Source organism: Borborobacter arsenicus (assembly GCF_003934165.1).
Classification (GTDB): domain Bacteria; phylum Pseudomonadota; class Alphaproteobacteria; order Rhizobiales; family Rhizobiaceae; genus Pseudaminobacter; species Pseudaminobacter arsenicus.
This window is the reverse complement of sequence record NZ_RKST01000037.1, coordinates 16,024-33,373: the sequence shown is the minus strand read 5'-3', so window position 1 is coordinate 33,373 and position 17,350 is coordinate 16,024. Positions and strand designations below refer to the sequence as shown.

Below are 17,350 nucleotides of genomic sequence, written 5' to 3'. Positions count from 1 at the left end.
GTCGTCCATCGGCACGACCTGGGCCAGGCCGCCGCCGGCCGCACCGCCCTTCATGCCGAAGTTCGGTCCGAGCGAGGCCTCGCGGATGCAGATGATCGCCTTCCTGCCGATGCGGTTCAGGCCATCGCCCAGGCCCACCGTGGTGGTGGTCTTGCCTTCGCCGGCCGGCGTCGGGTTGATGGCGGTGACCAGGATCAGCTTGCCGTCCTTGTTGCCCTGCACCTCCCTGATGAAGGCGGCCGAGACCTTGGCCTTGTCGTGGCCATAGGGCAGCAAATGCTCCGAAGGTATGCCGATCTTCTCGCCAACCGCCTGGATCGGCTGCTTGTTCGCCGCACGCGCAATCTCAATGTCCGACTTGATCTCTGCCATCTATGGGTCCTCCCTTGGAGACGGAATGTCGTTTCGCGATCGACGGACGCAGGCCGGGCTACACTTGGAGGCCATGGTGCTGCACTGGATGGCAGGCACCTTGAACATCAGCATTGCGGCTGTTTCGACCTGGGTTCGTCCGTTTTTTCCCGATATTCAGTAAGCCATTTTACGAGGAAAACGTCAACCAGTATGAAATAAAATTTCATGATAAGAATTATTTTTTGCCGCGACCAAATGAAAAAGGCCGACCCCGGGTGGCCGGCCTTTTCCTTTTTTCGCATCGGACTGCCTGACCGCTGCGAACTTTTTATCGGCTCCTAGATGACGAACACCCAGTTGGCGATAAGCACCACGCACAGGCCCGCAACCAGGGTCAGGTAGGGCAATATCCCTGCCTTCCTATTGGCGAGGTCCTCCTGCTTGATGCCAAGATCGTCAAGCATCTGCTCGGGGAACCTACCCTTGTCCTGCACATAGTGCCGGTAGCAGAAGACCGGGATGATCAGTGAGGCGGCAATCAGGCCGGCCCACAGCGCCCAAGGGTTCCACACCTTGGCACCGGCGCCCATGAACATGGCATTGACATAAGACAGCATGGCACCGATGGCGATGAGGATCGTCGGCGCCTTCCACGGCCGATGGATATGGCCGTTGTCGATGCGGTGGATCCAGCCGGAGTTGAGGTTGAGGAAGTTGAAGATGATGTAACCGCAATTCGACACCGCGAGGATGAAGAAATAGCTGGTGGCATCGGCAGCCGCGATGGCAAGCAGGAACAGGTTGAAGACCAGATCGGTCCACATCGCCGCCGTCGGGGCGCCATGCTCGTTGACGCGGGCAAGGTAGCGCGGCAGCCAGCCATCGACACCGCCCTGGTAGAGCGTGCGCGAGGAACCGGCCATGGCGGTCATGATCGCCAGCATCAGGGCCATGATCATCAGCATGATCATGATGCTGGTGATGATACCAGTGCCACCGACCATGCTGGCCATGGCCTGGCCAACGCCCGAACCGTCGACGATCGAAGCGGCCAGCATGCCATCAAGGCCGAGAACGCCCTGGAACGTGAAGGGCACCAGCGTGTACATCAGCAGGCACAGCAGGCCCGAATAGAGGATGGCCCTGACGGTGTCGCGGCCCGGATCCTTGAATTCGCTGGTGAAGCAGATCGAGGTTTCGAAGGCGTAGGCCGACCAGGAGGCGATGAACATGCCGCCGAAGACGAGGGTCCAGCCGGAAATGTTCCAGGAGCCCGGTTCGGCTGCATAGGCCTCGGCCAGCGGTACGAAGGGCGTGTAGTTGTCCCAGTTGATCTGCCCGGTCAGGATCGGCACCACGCCGACGATCAGCATCGGAACGATGACGGTCAGCCCGATATATTTCTGGACATTGGCGGTGCCGAGAATGCCGCGATGCTGGATCGAGAAAGTGATCAGCATCAGGATCACGCCGATCCAGAAGACGGAATTTAGCGAGAAACTGACCGGGCCCAGCGTGCCGCTATAGAGCGTCCAGTCGCGAATGGCCGGCGTGGCGGCAGCCGTAAGCGCGGCGATGGCATCGACTGCCGTCTTGCCGGCGTTGGCCGGATCGGCGAGCCATGTGGCAACCTCGGGCGAGGCTTCCGAAAAGCCGGGTATGGGCGCCAGTGCGTTGAGGATATAGGCCGCCGCGATCGAACAGCCGAGCGACAGGACCGGCGTCCAGGCCAGCCAGTTGCACCAGACCGAAAGCGGGGCGATGAATTTGGAATAGCGCAGCCAGGCGGTTGCGCCATAGACCGAAGCGCCGCCCGATTTGCTGGGGAACAGGCCGGCGATCTCGGCATAGGTGAAGGATTGCAGCAGGCCGAACGACACCGAGGTCATCCAGATCACGAAGGCCAGCGTGCCCGTGGTGCCGGCGATGCCGCCGATTGAGAAAAGCACCAGCGCAGGTACGCCGCTGGCTACCCAGAATGCACCTTGCCAATTGATCGTTCTGTGTAACTGCCCGTCCCCAGCCGGGGCAGAACTGCTAACAATAGAGCTCATAAGTGAAGTTCCCCATTTCGTTTCCTGTTTCAGTCAGTGAAACTGTTCCCGTTGCGGCCCTGCTCCCCGGAGGGCCAAGTTTGTCTTTTCCGCTCAGTCTTCTTTTTTTCCTAACAGTGAAGATTGACACAGCCTGCCGCCGCGTCAAGCGTTTTGTTCAGGCAAAGGAAAGATTGTTGTCCAGAGGTGGGAAAAGCGCCTGCGGCGTCTGGAGGTTCACGCCGTCCTTGCTGCGCGACCTAGTTCAACCCATAAGGTCCCACAGTCGGTATCGAGTTCGCCTGTCTGCAGATGCCGGCGTCCTCGGCCGAATCCGTGCAAGGCCACGGGTGGGTCCGGTTGGACGGTCCGGATTGGCAACCGGAAACAATGACGCCGACCACCAGTATCATGCAGATCGTGAGCGGTCGCATCGACTCAGCCTCCGTGAAGTTCCGTCGGATTCTACGACCGCTCGTTGAACCGGCCATAAACCAGGTTAGTCCTTCAGGAAGTCGGCGCGTCAGGCTCCAGTCGCAGCGCCCGGGAACGGCGAAGCTCCACCGGCACGGTTTCGCGTTCCATCCTGGTATGGGACGGGCTGGCTCGTGGGCTCTTGCGGCGGATAGGTTTTGAAGAGAGTGTGCTTGGCGGTTACGTCGCCGATATGCCGGCCCGGCGGTCAGGGCCGGCAGGTCGTGAGGGGTAGGCGCTATGGCCTCTACCGGACGACGAGAACCGGAATGGTGGAATAGTGCACGACCTCGGCGGTCTGGCTACCGAGCAGAAGCCGGCTGACGCCACGGCGCCCATGGGACGCCATCACGATAAGATCGCAGCTAAGTTCCTTGGCCGTTTCGACAATAGCCTCGGCCGGCGAATGTTGCGTGGTTTGAACCACGTCGATCTTCACGTCCAGTTTGGCCGCGGCATTTCTGGCCGCGTCGAGCGCGGCGTCGGCGTGCTTTGTCTGCGCCTCGGTCCATGAGGCACGGGTGGCCGCAGATTGCAGCGGATATGGTTCGGTCACAGTTATGACTTTGACCGTGCTGCCCAAGTTTTTTGCCAGCGCCAATCCATGATCGACGCCTTTTTGAGCCAGTTCGGAGCCGTCTGTCGAAATAAGGATATGCTTATACACGGTTCTTCTCCTCAATTTGCGAGCCAAGCATAGCAATTCATTATTCGAAATGGTTTGCGGCAGGTCAAACAGGATCGGCTGATGCTCCCGGACATGGTTTATTTCCGCACAACGAAGAACAGGGCGGCTGCGCATCGGCAGCCGCCCTGTCGGTTGAGCCAGGAATCACTGTTTGGGCTTAAGCCTAAGGCCTGACATTCAGCCAGGCTTCAGGATGCGGCTTTTGTTCGCCGCTTCTCACCTCTGGGATCGCCAAACAGGTGTTCCGGGGTCGCGGCCGGCGCCTTCAAGGGGCGGCGGCACCATCTGCAAATTGCTGAAGTGGCATCGTGGAAACCTTCGCAGGATCCGCAGAGCCGAGAAGAATGCACATAATCCTCCATGCCTCTTGCCCCGTGAGCAAGACGCTGATCGCACAAGTTCATCGGAATGAGCGTTTGAGCGCTCACCAACCTCATCGGCAAAGATTGGGCCCAAATCAAGGCCTTTTGGTCCAGGCGGGGTCGGTGATCGAAGCGGCGTCAAATCGCTGGGTGAACCGGGTGCGCCGGCACCCGACTATGTGAAGCCGGCGAGGCGCCCAAGATACCCTTCATCACCTTTGCTCCATCGCAGATGGCAACCCAATAGGTGCCGGCGGACGGCGCAAGCGGGGCTTGACGCGGCATAAAATTGCCTTGCCGTGTTGAAAGACGGCAAGCGTCTGTTTTTGGGAGAAAAATGGTAGCGGGAAGTGGACTCGAACCACCGACCCCAGGATTATGATTCCCGTGCTCTAACCAACTGAGCTATCCCGCCACATGGCGAAGGTTGAAAAGCCACCTTAAATCCGGTGAGCTTCTAGGTGCTTCGCCCGAGGACGCGCGGATATAAGGTTGCGACGGCGGTGCTGTCAAGCGCCGAGCGGTCTGGTGCCTACATGATTTGCAGTGAGAAGAATCGTTTGAACGCCTATATTCGCCAACCGTCGGGGTTGAGTTCCACCCGGCGCGCCGCTATGTCTCCGCCACCACGTCTCTGAGTTCAAAATTTGATGAAACCGCGAATTGCAGTCCTGGGGTGCGGATATTGGGGCTCGAACCATATCCGGACGCTGAAGGCGCTTGGCGCCCTCCATGCGGTTTCCGATGCCAATCGTGCCCGCGCCGAAGGTTTTGCCAGCGAGCAGGACTGCCTGGCCATTGATCCGGAAGAGCTGTTTTCACGCGACGACGTCGATGCCATCGTTATGGCGCTGCCGCCGCAGTTCCACAGCGAGACGGCGATCAAGGCGGTGGAGGCCGGCAAGGACGTGCTGGTGGAAAAGCCGGTGGCGCTCACCGTTGCCGATGCCGAGCGCGCCGTGGCCGCTGCCGAGGCCAACAAACGCATTTTCATGGTCGGCCATGTGCTGCGCTTCCATCCCGCCTTCGAAAAACTGAAGGCGCTGATCGACAGCGGCGAATTGGGTGAAGTGAAATATGTCCATGCCCACCGCCTCGGGCTCGGCAAGTTCCATACCGAAAACGATGCCTTGTGGGACCTGGCGCCGCACGACCTTTCGATGATCCTGGCCATCACCGGCTCGGCGCCTGTCGAGGTGCGCGGGGAGGGCGCTGCCATCCTCGACCATATGAGCGATTTTGCGCTGGTCCATATGCGCTTTGCCAATGGGTTGCGCGGCCATCTGTTTGCCTCGCGCCTCAACCCTTATCGCGAGCGCCGGCTGACAGTGGTCGGCACCCGTGCCATGGCGGTGTTCGACGATGTCGAGCCATGGGAGCGCAAGCTTGCCGTCTATCGGCACGCGGTCTGGCAGGATAGCGGCCAATGGGCATTCACGGCCAATGAGCCGACCTATGTGCAGGTCGAGGAGGGAATGCCGCTCACGCGCGAGCTGGAGCATTTCCTGTCCTGCATCCGCACCCGTGCGGCCCCGCGCACCGATGGCGAGGAAGCAATCACCGTGCTGCGCATCCTCACCGCAGGAACCGTCACCCACGGTTGACGGGCAGGCTCCGCGCAGGCTTCCTGGTTTTTTGCCTATTCGGCGGCGATGGAGTTCTGGGCAGCCAGCTTGCCCAGCATGGCCTCGGCGGCCTCGCTGCGCTGCGAGCGTTCGATGAAGCCGCCGCCCAGCACGCGCGCCTCATTGCTGTCGTCGGTATAGAGCACACAGGCCTGGCCGGGCGCGATGCCGGACTCGCCGTCATGCAGTTCCACCCAGGTTGCGCCGTCGCGGCTGCGCAGTATTGCCGGGCGCGGCGGGCGTGTGGAGCGTACCTTGGCGAAAATCTCGACACCTTCTGCCGGGATGTCGGCAAGCGGCATGTCGCCCAGCCAATTGACGTTGCGCAGATGGATCTTGTGGGTTTCCAGCGCTTCGCGCGGCCCGACGATCACGCGCGCCTGCTCCGCATCGAGATGCACGACATAGAGCGGCTCGCCCGAAGCGACGCCGATGCCGCGGCGCTGGCCGATCGTGTAATGCAATATGCCGTCATGGCGGCCCAGCACCCGGCCGTCGAGGTGGACAATGTCGCCGGGGCTGGCCGCCGCCGGCTTCAGCTTGGCGATGATGTCGGAATATTTGCCCTGCGGCACGAAGCAGATGTCCTGGCTGTCATGCTTGGTGGCGACCGAAAGGCCGAGTTCCTCGGCGATGGCGCGTACTTCCGGCTTGGGCAGGCTGCCGAGCGGAAAGCGCAGATAGTCGATCTGTTCCTGCGTGGTGGCAAATAGGAAATAGCTCTGGTCGCGGTCGGAATCGACCGGCCGGTAAAGGGCGCGATGTGCGCCATTGGCCTTGGAGCGGATATAATGTCCCGTCGCCAGCGCATCGGCGCCCAGCTCGCGCGCGGTTTCCAGCAGGTCGGCGAATTTGACCGTCTGGTTGCAGGAGACGCAAGGGATCGGCGTTTCGCCGGCAATATAGCTTTGCGCGAACGGATCGATCACCGCCTTGCGGAAGCGCTCTTCGTAATTCAGCACGTAATGGGGAATGCCGAGCGTCTCGGAGACGCGGCGCGCATCGTCGATGTCCTGGCCGGCGCAGCAGGAACCGACGCGGTGGGTCGCCGCGCCATGGTCGTAAAGCTGCAGCGTCACGCCGATGACATCATAGCCTTCGCGTTTGAGGATGCCGGCAACCACGGAGGAATCTACGCCGCCAGACATGGCAACGACGATGCGCGTGTCTTCAGGCCGTCCAGGCAGATCCAGGCTGTTCATCGAAGGGTGGTCCGTTTCAATCGTTCGGCGCGTTCATGCACCCAAAGCCAATATAGGTCAAACGATTGCGAAGTGCCACGGCGGGCGGGCACGAGAGTCCCGAGCGCAGATCAACAGGGCCGTTCGGGGCAGTTTTTATCGGGCGTGACAGGCTTTGGAAGGAGCATCGCGTGGTTAACAACCGGTTTACGTTCGTTACTCAAGGCTTACGACTGGTTTAGGCAATTTTTAAAGCTGTGACGGTAACGTGGTGCTGATTGGGTCTTTGAGTTTTGTGTAGAGAGTACTATGACCGATCTGGTTAGACCGCGTGTCAAATATGTTATTGGACCTGACGGCAGTCCGCTTACGGTTGCCGATCTGCCCCCGTCGAATACCCGCCGGTGGGTCATAAGACGCAAAGCCGAGGTCGTCGCGGCGGTCAGGGGCGGTTTGCTAAGCCTCGACGAAGCCTGTCAGCGCTACAAGCTGACCACCGAGGAGTTCCTGTCGTGGCAGGCCTCGATCGACGAATATGGCCTGGCGGGCCTGCGCACCACGCGCATCCAGCAATATCGGCATTGAATTATCTCCCACACTGAAAGAACGCACCGCGCAGTCTTGCGATCGCGCGGTGTGGTTTCTGGCCGGTGGATGAGCCCCCTTGCAGGGGCTCGCGGATGCTACGTCAGTAGCCGTCCGAGCAGGGGGCGACATAGGTGCCGCCATTGACGCTCTGGTAACGGCAGTTCTGCCGTTGCGGCGCGGTCGCAGCCCCGACGGCGCCGCCCACTACTGCGCCGCCGGCGGCGCCGATCAGCGTGCTTTTCGTATTGCCGCCGATCGCCTGGCCGGCGAGCGCTCCGCCGGCCGCACCGATCAATGCACCGGTGCCGGCGCGATTGATCTGCTGGTCGGTGGCCGAGCAGCCGGCCAGAACCATCGCCGACAGTGCTGCGATCGCGGCAAAACTTGCCTTGCGTTTCATGTGTCTAACCCTCTCTCTAGAATCATGTGGCTGTTCTAGTAGCCGACGCATTGACGAAAAATGAACCCGGCGTTCATCTTCCAGTCATCGGGAGGAGCCAGAGGGAAGGAGGCGTGAAAGCCGGCCGGGGCTGAGCCAAACAGCCGATCGTCGGCCGTCTATCGGCCGACGGAATTGGTTTTTGAAAGGCGAAGTTCGAAAAAGATCGTGTCCAAACAAGGACATGGCACCCGCTTACGGTTGGCGGGAAAGCCGTCCCCCTGTAGCAGTACAGTGCCGGTGGGGCGGGCTGGATCAACCGATCATGGCGCTGCGGTTGTCGACTTCGGGCTCGCGGCTCTTGCCGTCGCGCGATTCCAGCATTTCGGCCTTGGAAAGCTCCGCTTCAGCTTCGGCGAGTAATGATTCGGCAGTTGCTTTCTGCTGCAGGAGGTCGGCCTGTGAATTCTTCAGATTCTCCTGGCGCAGGCGCGCTGCTTTGGCAAAGGTCGGATAGGCGAAATGATTGGTGTCGGTAATGCCGGCTTTCTTCTCCTCGGCATTGATCTGGTATTCCAGTTCGCCGGCCATGCGGTCGAATTCGGCAATCATCATGTCGAGCTGCAGCAATTGCCGGCGCTTCTCGTTCACCTGGAACTGCTTGAGCCTGACGAGGTTTCCACGTGATTTCATGATTCGCTACTCCCGTACACGTACACGCCATTCACTCGGATCAAACCGCTCCCACCGGCCGCAAGAGGTCCGATTGCCTGCTGCGGCGCCGGTTTGCCCGCGCTATAGGAAATGAATCCCTAAAGTTTTTCGCTGCCGGTAACCATTCGTTTACGGGCATTGTTAATCATACGGGCGAGGACTTAAGGGGCGGTAAAGATTCAGCTTCGAAGGCTAACTACCGCAAACCGAGTCGGTGGAATCGTTTAGAGGTCTTTATTAAGGTGACGCGTTAAGATTTGTGTTTGGGATTCATCATTAGATTCAACAGGGTGTAGCCGAAGGTTAAAAAATCTGTTATCGCTTGTGAGGCGAAATTAGGATTTGTTAACCATTCGCTGGCAGCCTGCGGTTAAGGCAACCACTGCTTCGGCGCCATGGTTCGCAAGAAGGGTGCGGTGGCAGAAAAGGGGAATGAAATGCGTGTTCTGCTGATCGAGGACGATAGTGCGACCGCACAGAGTATCGAACTGATGCTCAAATCGGAAAGCTTCAACGTCTATACAACGGATCTCGGCGAAGAGGGTGTCGATCTCGGCAAGCTCTACGACTATGACATCATCCTCCTCGACCTGAATCTGCCTGACATGTCGGGCTATGAGGTGCTGAGGACGCTGCGCCTGTCCAAGGTCAAGACCCCGATCCTCATCCTGTCCGGCATGGCCGGCATCGAGGACAAGGTGCGCGGCCTGGGCTTCGGCGCCGACGACTATATGACCAAGCCGTTCCACAAGGACGAACTGGTCGCGCGCATCCATGCCATCGTGCGTCGCTCCAAGGGTCATGCCCAGTCGGTCATCACCACCGGCGACCTCATCGTCAATCTCGACGCCAAAACCGTCGAGGTCGGTGGCCAGCGCGTGCATCTGACCGGCAAGGAATATCAGATGTTGGAGCTGCTCTCGCTGCGCAAGGGCACCACGCTCACCAAGGAAATGTTCCTCAACCATCTTTACGGCGGCATGGATGAGCCGGAGTTGAAGATCATCGACGTTTTCATCTGCAAGTTGCGCAAGAAGCTCGACGCCGCATCCGGCGGCCAGAACTACATCGAAACGGTCTGGGGCCGTGGCTATGTGTTGCGCGAGCCGGAAGAAATCCGCGAAATCGCCTGATCACCGCGCGTTTTCGAGCCGCGCATCCGATTGCGTGGCAATGGTTTCATGAAAAAGCCCGGCCTTGTGCCGGGTTTTTCTATTTTTGGTCGCCTGCGGGTCCGATGGTCGGGGCTGGGGATTGTTTGTTTGCGCAATTCCGAACGGAAAACCGGTCCCCGCTTTGCCTGGACTTGCTCTACGCCGCTGCCTGCAGCGTGCGGAACCGGTCGAGGAGTTGCGCGCGGTTGAAAGGTTTCAGGATATAGTCCTGGGCGCCGGCACGCCTTGCCCGCATGATCGCGCCGATATCGACCTCCGTCAGGCAGATGGCGATCAGCGGCTTGACCGGGCTGCGGATCGATCGAATGTGCCGGATCACATCGATGCTCGGCATGTCGGGCAGGGCGCCGTCAACGACGATGATCTCGGGCATATCGGAAGCGCACAGGTCGATGGCTTCCCCTCCGGTGCCCGCCTCGATCACCAGCAGGCCGGAGCCGCCCAGAATGCGTCTGGCGACCCTCCTGATGACGTTGGAATCATCGACGAACAGGCAACGCTTCATATCCCGCCTCTCCTTGCCTCCCCCGCATGAGCCGGGAGCACCGGGTTGTTTGCGCGCGACCTTAGGCACTCCGCGTAAAGAAGCTGAAAAGCCACAGGGTAAAGTTTTCGTAAAATCGGTTCTGCTGTCAGTTCTCTTTAAACGATTGAAAAAACACGTTTTCCTGTAAGGGGAAAGCCTCAGGCTACAGTAAACTCGATCTCCTCGGAACTCGCGCGGATGGAAATCTCCATCCCCGCCTCGCGCGCCAGAAGCAGCGTGTAATAGGGCTGGACAGCATGGGCGTCGATGGCCTCTTCCAGCTTCTGGCCGGAATGCAGTTCGAGGAATTTCGGCGGCACGCGCAACATCGGGCCGCTGGTCGTGATCTTGAATCTCGGCTCGGTCTCGACGTCCTCCAGCACCACGCTGATGTTGCCGCCGCGCGGAATGGAGGCATTGGCCACCAGGATCATGTTCAGGAGCAGCTTGACCTTGTTTTTGGGCAGCAGAGCGCGTCCGCCGCTCCAGCTCAGCGCCGGCTTCTCGTTCTTGAGGAAGGCTGCGGCCACTGCTTCGGCATCGCCGGTATCGATCATCATGCCGGCCGAGCCGGCGGCGCCGAAGGCGATGCGGGCAAATTGCAGCCGGGCCGAAGCGTTGCGCGCGCTGACGCGGATGAGGTTCATGGCGTCCTCGTCGGCGCCGCCTTCGTCCAGCAGTTCCAGCCCGTTATTGATCGCGCCGACCGGCGAGATGATGTCGTGGCAGACCCGACTGCACAAAAGAGCTGCAAGATCCGGCGCGGAAAGCGAGAAAAGTTCAGCCATGACAACAAACCCCGAAAATCAACAAAAAATCAGCGCGGATCGATGACCGCGCCACTCGATGCGAATCGTATCCGTTCTCAGGCAATTTATACAGTCCATGGTTCCCGATCTGTCGAGCTTTTCGCCCTGCGCGTCATGCGCGCATGTCATTGCATGGTGAAAACCGATATTTCCTGTGCATCCTTGCGGATGCTGCCATGCGTTCGGCCCGGACAGCCTTTGAACGGCCATCTTCATGTCGAAGCTTAATGGTTGAAAAAGAATTACGCCCTAGGGTAGATCGACATTCCGGCCGGCAGGCCTGAATCCCAGTGCACCCTGATTCGGGCTGGAATTGAGTGACCCTGAAAGCGGCCATCAAGAGCGGCGTCGGGTAGAGGCGTCGGCGAAATCGCTCCCGGACGGAGATTGGAAGCATGTTTTCCCGACTATTTGACCGGCATCTTTCCCGGCTGTTTGCAGCACTGTTGATCATGTCGAGCGCGATTGCGTTCTCGGCCTCGGCGGTGCGGGCGCAGGAATACACAGCCCAGGAGATCGTCGATTCCGGCCATCGCTTTTTCGGCGCCACTTCCGGCGGCCTGGCGACGGTCATAGAGAAGATCTTTGCCTCCTACGGCCTGCCCAACGGCTATATCCTCGGCGAGGAAGGGTCCGGGGCGCTGATCGGCGGCCTCACCTATGGCGAGGGCACGCTCTATACCAAGAATGCCGGCGACCATAAGGTCTACTGGCAGGGCCCGTCGCTGGGTTGGGACTTTGGCGGCCAGGGCTCGCGCAACATGATGCTGGTCTACAATCTCGACGATGTATCCAGCCTCTATGATCGTTTCGGCGGTGTCGCCGGCTCGGCCTATGTGGTCGCGGGCGTTGGCTTTACCGTGCTCAAGAACGGCAACATGCTTCTGGTCCCGGTGCGCACCGGCGTCGGCGCGCGGCTCGGCATCAATATCGGCTATCTGAAGCTTACCCAGGGCCCGACCTGGAACCCATTCTGAGCTGCGGTTCGTTCATGCAGGCACATTGCCGTGCCGGGGCCGCTGTGGCAGAGAGGCAGTTCCTTCACAGCGCCGCGGCCTGGATAGACTGACGTGATCCAACCCATCCTGTTTTTCGCCCTCGGCTTCCTGTGTGCCGGCTTCATCGCGATGTTGGTGACGCCGGCGTTCCTGCGGCGCGCGGCCAGGCTGACGCGAAAGCGCATCGAAGCCTCCACACCGCTTACGCAGGAGGAAATCCAGGCCGACAAGGACCGGATTCGCGCGGAAGCGGCGATGGCGATCAGGCGCCTGGAGATGAGCGGCGAGGCGGCACGCGAGAAGTTGGCGATGCAGCTTGTCGAAATCAACCGCCGCCGCGAGGAGATCAAGGCCCTCAGTGCCGAGCGCGACGACAAGGCGGCGACCATTGCCGAACAGGAAGCGCAATTGGCCTCCATGACGGCCGAGCTGCAAAAACGCGGGGAAGAATTGCAAAAGCTTTCCGGACAGCTTGCGCAGGTCGAGGCGGAGAAGTCGCGCCTCGAAAAGGAACTTGAACAGCTTGGCCGCCTCTATGAGGAAGCGAGCTTCGCTTCGAGCAGCCGCCAGATCCAGCTTGTGGCGCGCGAGAGCGAGATCGAAACGCTCGCCAGCGAGATCCTGCATGTCAAGGCGCAGCGCAAGGATGCCGATGCGCGCGCTCAGGCCATGGCGCTGGAAACCAGAAGCGCCCGCGAGGCGCTCAAAGAGGAAAAGAAACGTGCCGGCGACCTCGACAAGAAGCTTGAGCGAATGATGTCGACGCTTGCCGACCGCGATGAGAAGCTGGAACGGCTGGAACGGAATTCCGCGCACCAGCATTCCGGTTCCACCCGCGCTTCCGTTGCCGGGCAGGCGGTGGCGGCCATGCTGGGCGGCGAGGCGGGGTTGCAGCCGGACCCCGACGATGAGCCCACCCCCGGCGGGGCAGTGCCGGATACCGAAGTCGAGCAGGCATTGGCCAAGCTTTCGGCAGACCGCGAGCGCCTTGAGCAGCGGCTGACGGTTCTTGCGCGCGAAAACCGCAAACTGAAGGCTGAGCGGGCGCCCGGCGATAGCGAAGCCGCGGCCGTAAACGCCCGCCTGCGCGAGCAGATGAGCCAGCTTGCCGCCGAAGTGGTGCATCTGACCGCCCTGCTGGACGGTCCCGACTCGCCGATCACCAAGGCGCTCGACGGCGCGAACGGCCAGGAGAGGGGTTCAGGCCCCAGCCTTGCCGACCGCATAAGGGCGCTGCAGCAAGCCGCTCACACGCCGGTTCCGCCCGCATCGGAAAAATGATGCAGCGCGATCGCTGAAGCCGCCGCGACATTGAGGCTGTCGAAGCCGGCGGCCATGGCGATACGCACCGTCTCCAGCCGATCGATGAGCGCGCCTGGCAATCCTTCGCCTTCGGTGCCGAAATAGAGCGCGAGCCGCTGCCCCCGCCTCGCATCGCGGCATTCGACCTCGCCGCGCGGCGACAGCGCAAACTGGTCAAAGCCATGGGCGGCAAGCCGCGCCACGAGATCGTTGGCCGTTTCGGCCGTCGCAAAGGGCACTTTCAGCGCCGCGCCCACCGATACCCGGATCGCCTTACGGTAGAGCGGGTCGCAGCAGGTCGGATCGAGCAGAACCGCATCGGCGCCGAAGGCTGCCGCATTGCGGAAGATCGCGCCCATATTGTCGTGATTGGCGATGCCGACCAGCGCCACCACCAGGGCCCGTTCCGGCAGGCTGCCCAGCAGGTCGTCGAGCGGTTCTGGCGGCCGCTTGCGACCGATCGCAAGCACGCCGCGATGCATGTGAAAGCCGGCGACGGCGTCGAGCACGGCTTGCGGCGCGACATAGACCGGCACATCGGGCGGGGCAAGCTCCAGCGTCCGCTCCATGCCGGCAAGCCGGTTTTCCAGCAGCAGCACGGATTCGACCGCAAAGCGCCTGGCCGTAAACAGCATGTTGAGCACGACCTTGCCTTCGGCCACGAAACGGCCCTGGCGCCCGACCAGGTCGCGTTCCTTGATGTTCGCATAGGCCTGGATGCGCGGATCGGCCGGATCTTCGATGTAAACAGAATCCATGCGACCCTGTTTGGATCAGTTTGCCACCGAACTCAACGGAGCCACAAAAATGCCGTCGAGCGTGCCCATCAATTGGCGCACGGCATCCGAATTGCAGGAATAATAGATCATCTGGCGGTCGCGGCGGGTCTCCACCAATTCGACGCTGCGCAGTTTCGCCAGATGTTGCGAAAGGGCCGATTGGCTCAGATCGACTTTCTCGGCGATCGCACCCACCGACATCTCGTCGTCGAGCAGCAGGCCGAGGATAAAGAGGCGCTTTTCATTTCCCAGAAGGGTCAGCAAGTTGGCCGCAGCGCCGGCATTCTTCAAAACTGGTCTGGAAACCATCATTACCCCACAGTCAATTTCCTCTTCGGACGTTAGGGGGCAATAACGTCGGAAGACCAAGCATGCCTGCGATCCAAGCCACCATCGCAGCAGGCGCACTCTAGAGCATTTTGCGCCCAAGTGGAATCACTTGGCGTCGCACAAATGCGGCAAAAACAAACAGATAGAGCGGCAGCCCGGATTTATCCGAGCGTCCGCCGCTCTTGAGCCTTTTGCACTTATACGGAAGCGTTCTGCCGGAAGGAATTGGGACCAAGGTCGAGAGCCGCTGTCATTCAAAACTGCTACAGTAATCCGCAGGGGCGATCACAGCGTTCATTAGCGGCAACTGGCAATGCAATCGACCGTATTTTCTTCCCTTAGGGCATGGGCGGGCAGGGCCAAACGGGATGTGGTGGCGTTGTGGATTGCCGCCTTCGATGCGCGTACGCCGTGGTATGCGAAGCTGGCAGCGGGCGCGGTCGCGGCCTATGCGCTCAGCCCGATCGACCTCATTCCCGATTTCATACCGGTGCTTGGCTATCTCGATGACCTGATCATCGTGCCGCTCGGCATCGTGCTTGCGGTCAAGCTCGTTCCCGATGCGCTGATGCAGGAATACCGGCAGCAGGCGCTCCATCGCGCCGGGCGGCCGAGAAGTTATGCCGGCCTGGCTCTGATCATCGCGATCTGGCTTGGCGCTGCCGCCTGGGTTCTGTGGCTTTTTTGGCCGGCCGGCTGAAATCTCAGGCCGCGCGCCCGGTCCTGGCCATTTCGACCAGAACCTTTCTTAGCTCGCCCGCCTCGGCGAGCGGTTGCGGGAAGAACACCCGCCGCACCACGTCACCCGAAGCAATGTCCATGCCGTCAGGATCGAAGCCGATCACGGTCCAGCCATCACTCTTTTCCCTGGCGAAGTGATGGGCATAGACGGCAATGGCGTCGAGATGGTCGGCATTCATGTGGTCGAGCGCGCCCTGTTCGCTTGCTGCCAGGGCGTCGAGGGCAGGGCTGTTCGTCAGCAGATTGGGAGGAGTCAGCAGGTAGGCTTTGCCGAAGCCGCCATTCAGGCTGGCATTCTGCACCTCGAGGCGAAAGAAGGAGAAATCGCCGAGATCGACATAGAGCTTGGCCTTGGGGTTGCGGTTGAGATAGCGCCGCCTTGCCCGCGCCTCCAGCGCGCTGCCGCGTTCCAGCCTTACCGCACGGCAGTTGATCGAGATGCGCGGATGGGCGAGAGCATCGCCCTTGCCGGGCTCGCCAAGAAGCAGCGAGCAGCGCGGATCGGCAAGCAGCGAGCGCGTGTGTGAAGCGAGCAGCGAAATCAGGATCAGCGGCGTTCCGTCCATGTCGGTGGCAACGCCCGCCCGGCTGACAGAAGGCGCGCCCATCTCGGGGTCGAGCACGCCAAGGGCGCCATAGCGCGCCTCGCGCAGCAAGGTCTTGGCAAGGAGGATCGCGTCTGCGTCCGTCTTCTGGATGACGTCCTTCTTCTTGTCCAAGGCTGCCCTCTTAATCCTGAATGTTGTTCTCCACTTATTGCGCAAGCACGCCCGGCTTGGCAAGCGCTTCCGGTTCGGCCTGCCTATCGAGGCGCGAGGCGGATTGCGCCGTCGAGCCGGATCGTCTCGCCGTTCAGCATCTGGTTTTCCATTATGTGGAGCGCAAGGGCTGCATATTCGGCCGGTTCGCCCAGGCGCGGCGGGAAGGGCACTGCAGTACCCAGCGAATCCTGCACGTCCTGCGGCATGCCTGCCATCATCGGCGTCTTGAAGATACCCGGCGCAATCGTCATCACGCGGATGCCGGAGCGGGCGAGGTCGCGCGCCACCGGAAGCGTCATGCCGACAATGCCGCCCTTGGACGACGAATAGGCGGCCTGGCCGATCTGCCCGTCATAGGCAGCGACCGAAGCGGTGTTGATGATCACGCCGCGTTCGCCGCCCTCCAGCGCATCGAGCTTGCCGGCCCGGTCGGCGAACAGGCGGATCATGTTGAAGGTGCCGATCAGATTGACCTCGATCACCTTGCGATAGAGGTCGAGCGGATGCGGTCCGTCCTTGCCGACTGTCTTCATGCCGGCGACGATGCCGGCGCAGTTGACCAGGATGCGCGCCTCACCCAGCTTTTGCGACACCTCGGCAATGGCGTTTTCGGCGTTCTCGGCGCTGCTGACATCGCATTTGACGGCAATCGCGCCGATCTCGGCTGCGACCTGGTTTGCCTTGTCGATGCCGATGTCGAGGATGGCAACCTTGGCGCCGCGTGCCGCAAGCGCGCGCGCCGTGGCCTCGCCAAGCCCCGAGCTGCCGCCGGTGACGATGGCGACCTGGTCTTTGGGATTCATGTGGGGTGATCCTTTCTTGCGTTTCCCATCATGCTACGGAGGCTTGCAGTTTCATGCAACCGGCCACGCCGTCGATCTGGTCGCTGTGGCGGACATCGCCGCTTAATGCCGCAACCGCGCCGGGCTGAATTTCCACGGCAAGGAGCCGGTTGAGATCGACAGGACGCGGCATGGTGATCTGGCCGCGCGGGATCAGCCTGAAGCCGAGCGGCCCGTAGTAAGGCTCGTCGCCGACCAGCACGACGCAGGGCGCGCCGGCTTCCTTTGCCGCTTCCAGCGCCATCGCCACCAGCTTGCGGCCGATGCCGATATTCTTGAAGGCAGGGCGCACCGCCAGCGGGCCGAGCAGCAGGGCGCGACCCTTGCCGGCACCGATGCGCGTCATGCGTACCGAGGCGATGACACTACCGTCATGCAGGGCAACGAAAGACAGCCCGCGCTCATGCGGGCCGCCCTCGCGGATCTTGTAGGCGGCGCGTGTGAAGCGTCCCGGCCCGAAGGCTTCCTCGTTGATGGTGTCGATTTCGGGGTCATGCGCCGGCGTCTCCGGCATGTAGGTCACGGCAAGGGTCATCGTCTTTGCATCCAGGCGAGGAAGAATGTCGGCCACACGGGGCAGCCTGCGCAATCGGCGCCAATCAGGCGCGGGCGCTCATTCGTCGTCGGTCGAACCGGATATGTGCAAAGCTTGTTGCCATGGAGATGACCCGCTAGCATCATTTTCCTGC

General features: G+C 61.1%; 20 protein-coding genes and 1 tRNA gene. 7 read left to right on the top strand and 14 right to left on the bottom strand.

Features of this window, described 5'->3' with window-relative positions; all coding sequences use genetic code 11:
* A partial coding sequence (locus EET67_RS23310) for a formate--tetrahydrofolate ligase (protein ID WP_128628605.1) occupies nucleotides 1–372 on the bottom strand: 372 nt, incomplete at its 3' end.
* Between the two features lie 25 nt (nucleotides 373–397).
* On the opposite strand from EET67_RS23310, the gene EET67_RS25750 reads away from it, so the two are divergent.
* A complete protein-coding gene (locus EET67_RS25750) occupies nucleotides 398–535 on the top strand; it encodes a hypothetical protein (RefSeq protein ID WP_165900012.1) in 138 nt (45 codons plus the stop codon).
* A gap of 157 nt (nucleotides 536–692) precedes the next feature.
* On the opposite strand, the gene EET67_RS23305 is transcribed toward EET67_RS25750, so the two are convergent.
* From EET67_RS23305 to EET67_RS23295, 3 genes are all read right to left on the bottom strand, one after another.
* Complete coding sequence (locus tag EET67_RS23305; RefSeq protein WP_128628604.1) at nucleotides 693–2,408, bottom strand: trimethylamine N-oxide permease; 1,716 nt, start codon at nucleotides 2,406–2,408, stop codon at nucleotides 693–695.
* A gap of 700 nt (nucleotides 2,409–3,108) precedes the next feature.
* Entirely contained in the window at nucleotides 3,109–3,528 is a 420-nt protein-coding gene (locus EET67_RS23300) for a universal stress protein (protein WP_128628609.1), read from the bottom strand.
* Between the two features lie 721 nt (nucleotides 3,529–4,249).
* A tRNA-Met gene (locus EET67_RS23295) sits at nucleotides 4,250–4,326 on the bottom strand.
* Nucleotides 4,327–4,561: 235 nt separating this feature from the next.
* Between EET67_RS23295 and EET67_RS23290 the strand changes: the two genes are divergently transcribed.
* Nucleotides 4,562–5,515 carry a Gfo/Idh/MocA family protein gene (locus tag EET67_RS23290; protein WP_128628603.1) on the top strand — a complete coding sequence of 318 codons (954 nt, stop codon included), beginning with the start codon at nucleotides 4,562–4,564 and terminating at the stop codon, nucleotides 5,513–5,515.
* Between the two features lie 35 nt (nucleotides 5,516–5,550).
* Here the strand turns inward: EET67_RS23290 and mnmA are convergent, their stop codons facing one another.
* Nucleotides 5,551–6,738: a tRNA 2-thiouridine(34) synthase MnmA gene (gene mnmA, locus EET67_RS23285; RefSeq protein WP_128628602.1), complete on the bottom strand. Its 1,188-nt coding sequence runs from the start codon at nucleotides 6,736–6,738 to the stop codon at nucleotides 5,551–5,553.
* A 288-nt stretch (nucleotides 6,739–7,026) separates the two neighbouring features.
* Between mnmA and sciP the strand changes: the two genes are divergently transcribed.
* Nucleotides 7,027–7,302, top strand: a complete 276-nt coding sequence (sciP, locus tag EET67_RS23280; protein ID WP_128628601.1) for a CtrA inhibitor SciP — start codon at nucleotides 7,027–7,029, stop codon at nucleotides 7,300–7,302.
* Nucleotides 7,303–7,405: 103 nt separating this feature from the next.
* Here the strand turns inward: sciP and EET67_RS23275 are convergent, their stop codons facing one another.
* Together EET67_RS23275 and EET67_RS23270 are read right to left on the bottom strand one after the other, a co-directional pair.
* The gene (locus EET67_RS23275; RefSeq protein WP_165900011.1) at nucleotides 7,406–7,705 is read right to left on the bottom strand and encodes a YMGG-like glycine zipper-containing protein; all 300 of its coding nucleotides are present in this window, start codon (nucleotides 7,703–7,705) and stop codon (nucleotides 7,406–7,408) included.
* 294 nt (nucleotides 7,706–7,999) lie between these two features.
* On the bottom strand, nucleotides 8,000–8,377 hold the full coding sequence (locus tag EET67_RS23270) for a flagellar export protein FliJ (RefSeq protein WP_128628600.1): 378 nt from the start codon (nucleotides 8,375–8,377) through the stop codon (nucleotides 8,000–8,002).
* A 458-nt stretch (nucleotides 8,378–8,835) separates the two neighbouring features.
* Here EET67_RS23270 and ctrA point away from each other — a divergent pair, with 458 nt between their 5' ends.
* On the top strand, nucleotides 8,836–9,531 hold the full coding sequence (gene ctrA, locus EET67_RS23265) for a response regulator transcription factor CtrA (protein ID WP_128628599.1): 696 nt from the start codon (nucleotides 8,836–8,838) through the stop codon (nucleotides 9,529–9,531).
* Between the two features lie 178 nt (nucleotides 9,532–9,709).
* On the opposite strand, the gene EET67_RS23260 is transcribed toward ctrA, so the two are convergent.
* Both EET67_RS23260 and chpT read right to left on the bottom strand, forming a co-directional pair.
* Nucleotides 9,710–10,078: a response regulator gene (locus EET67_RS23260; protein WP_128628598.1), complete on the bottom strand. Its 369-nt coding sequence runs from the start codon at nucleotides 10,076–10,078 to the stop codon at nucleotides 9,710–9,712.
* A gap of 179 nt (nucleotides 10,079–10,257) precedes the next feature.
* On the bottom strand, nucleotides 10,258–10,887 hold the full coding sequence (gene chpT, locus EET67_RS23255; protein ID WP_128628597.1) for a histidine phosphotransferase ChpT: 630 nt from the start codon (nucleotides 10,885–10,887) through the stop codon (nucleotides 10,258–10,260).
* Nucleotides 10,888–11,303: 416 nt separating this feature from the next.
* Between chpT and EET67_RS23250 the strand changes: the two genes are divergently transcribed.
* Nucleotides 11,304–11,885 (top strand): DUF1134 domain-containing protein, encoded by a 582-nt coding sequence (locus EET67_RS23250; RefSeq protein ID WP_128628596.1) that lies wholly within the window; start codon nucleotides 11,304–11,306, stop codon nucleotides 11,883–11,885.
* A 93-nt stretch (nucleotides 11,886–11,978) separates the two neighbouring features.
* Nucleotides 11,979–13,187, top strand: coding sequence for a coiled-coil domain-containing protein (locus EET67_RS23245; protein ID WP_128628595.1), 1,209 nt, complete (start codon nucleotides 11,979–11,981; stop codon nucleotides 13,185–13,187).
* Here EET67_RS23245 and EET67_RS23240 read toward each other — a convergent pair.
* Together EET67_RS23240 and EET67_RS23235 are read right to left on the bottom strand one after the other, a co-directional pair.
* Nucleotides 13,154–13,966, bottom strand: a complete 813-nt coding sequence (locus EET67_RS23240) for a TrmH family RNA methyltransferase (protein ID WP_128628594.1) — start codon at nucleotides 13,964–13,966, stop codon at nucleotides 13,154–13,156. The genes EET67_RS23245 and EET67_RS23240 overlap by 34 nt on opposite strands.
* A 15-nt stretch (nucleotides 13,967–13,981) precedes the next feature.
* On the bottom strand, nucleotides 13,982–14,296 hold the full coding sequence (locus EET67_RS23235; RefSeq protein WP_128628607.1) for an ArsR/SmtB family transcription factor: 315 nt from the start codon (nucleotides 14,294–14,296) through the stop codon (nucleotides 13,982–13,984).
* Between the two features lie 334 nt (nucleotides 14,297–14,630).
* Between EET67_RS23235 and EET67_RS23230 the strand changes: the two genes are divergently transcribed.
* Nucleotides 14,631–15,017 carry a YkvA family protein gene (locus EET67_RS23230; RefSeq protein WP_128628593.1) on the top strand — a complete coding sequence of 129 codons (387 nt, stop codon included), beginning with the start codon at nucleotides 14,631–14,633 and terminating at the stop codon, nucleotides 15,015–15,017.
* A gap of 4 nt (nucleotides 15,018–15,021) precedes the next feature.
* Here EET67_RS23230 and EET67_RS23225 read toward each other — a convergent pair whose 3' ends face one another.
* The 3 genes from EET67_RS23225 to EET67_RS23215 all read right to left on the bottom strand — a co-directional run bounded on the left by EET67_RS23225 (nucleotide 15,022) and on the right by EET67_RS23215 (nucleotide 17,196).
* A complete protein-coding gene (locus EET67_RS23225; protein WP_128628592.1) occupies nucleotides 15,022–15,777 on the bottom strand; it encodes a HugZ family pyridoxamine 5'-phosphate oxidase in 756 nt (251 codons plus the stop codon).
* A gap of 83 nt (nucleotides 15,778–15,860) precedes the next feature.
* A complete protein-coding gene (locus EET67_RS23220; RefSeq protein WP_128628591.1) occupies nucleotides 15,861–16,622 on the bottom strand; it encodes a 3-hydroxyacyl-CoA dehydrogenase in 762 nt (253 codons plus the stop codon).
* A gap of 28 nt (nucleotides 16,623–16,650) precedes the next feature.
* Nucleotides 16,651–17,196 carry a GNAT family N-acetyltransferase gene (locus tag EET67_RS23215; protein WP_128628590.1) on the bottom strand — a complete coding sequence of 182 codons (546 nt, stop codon included), beginning with the start codon at nucleotides 17,194–17,196 and terminating at the stop codon, nucleotides 16,651–16,653.
* Between the last annotated feature and the right edge of the window lie 154 nt (nucleotides 17,197–17,350).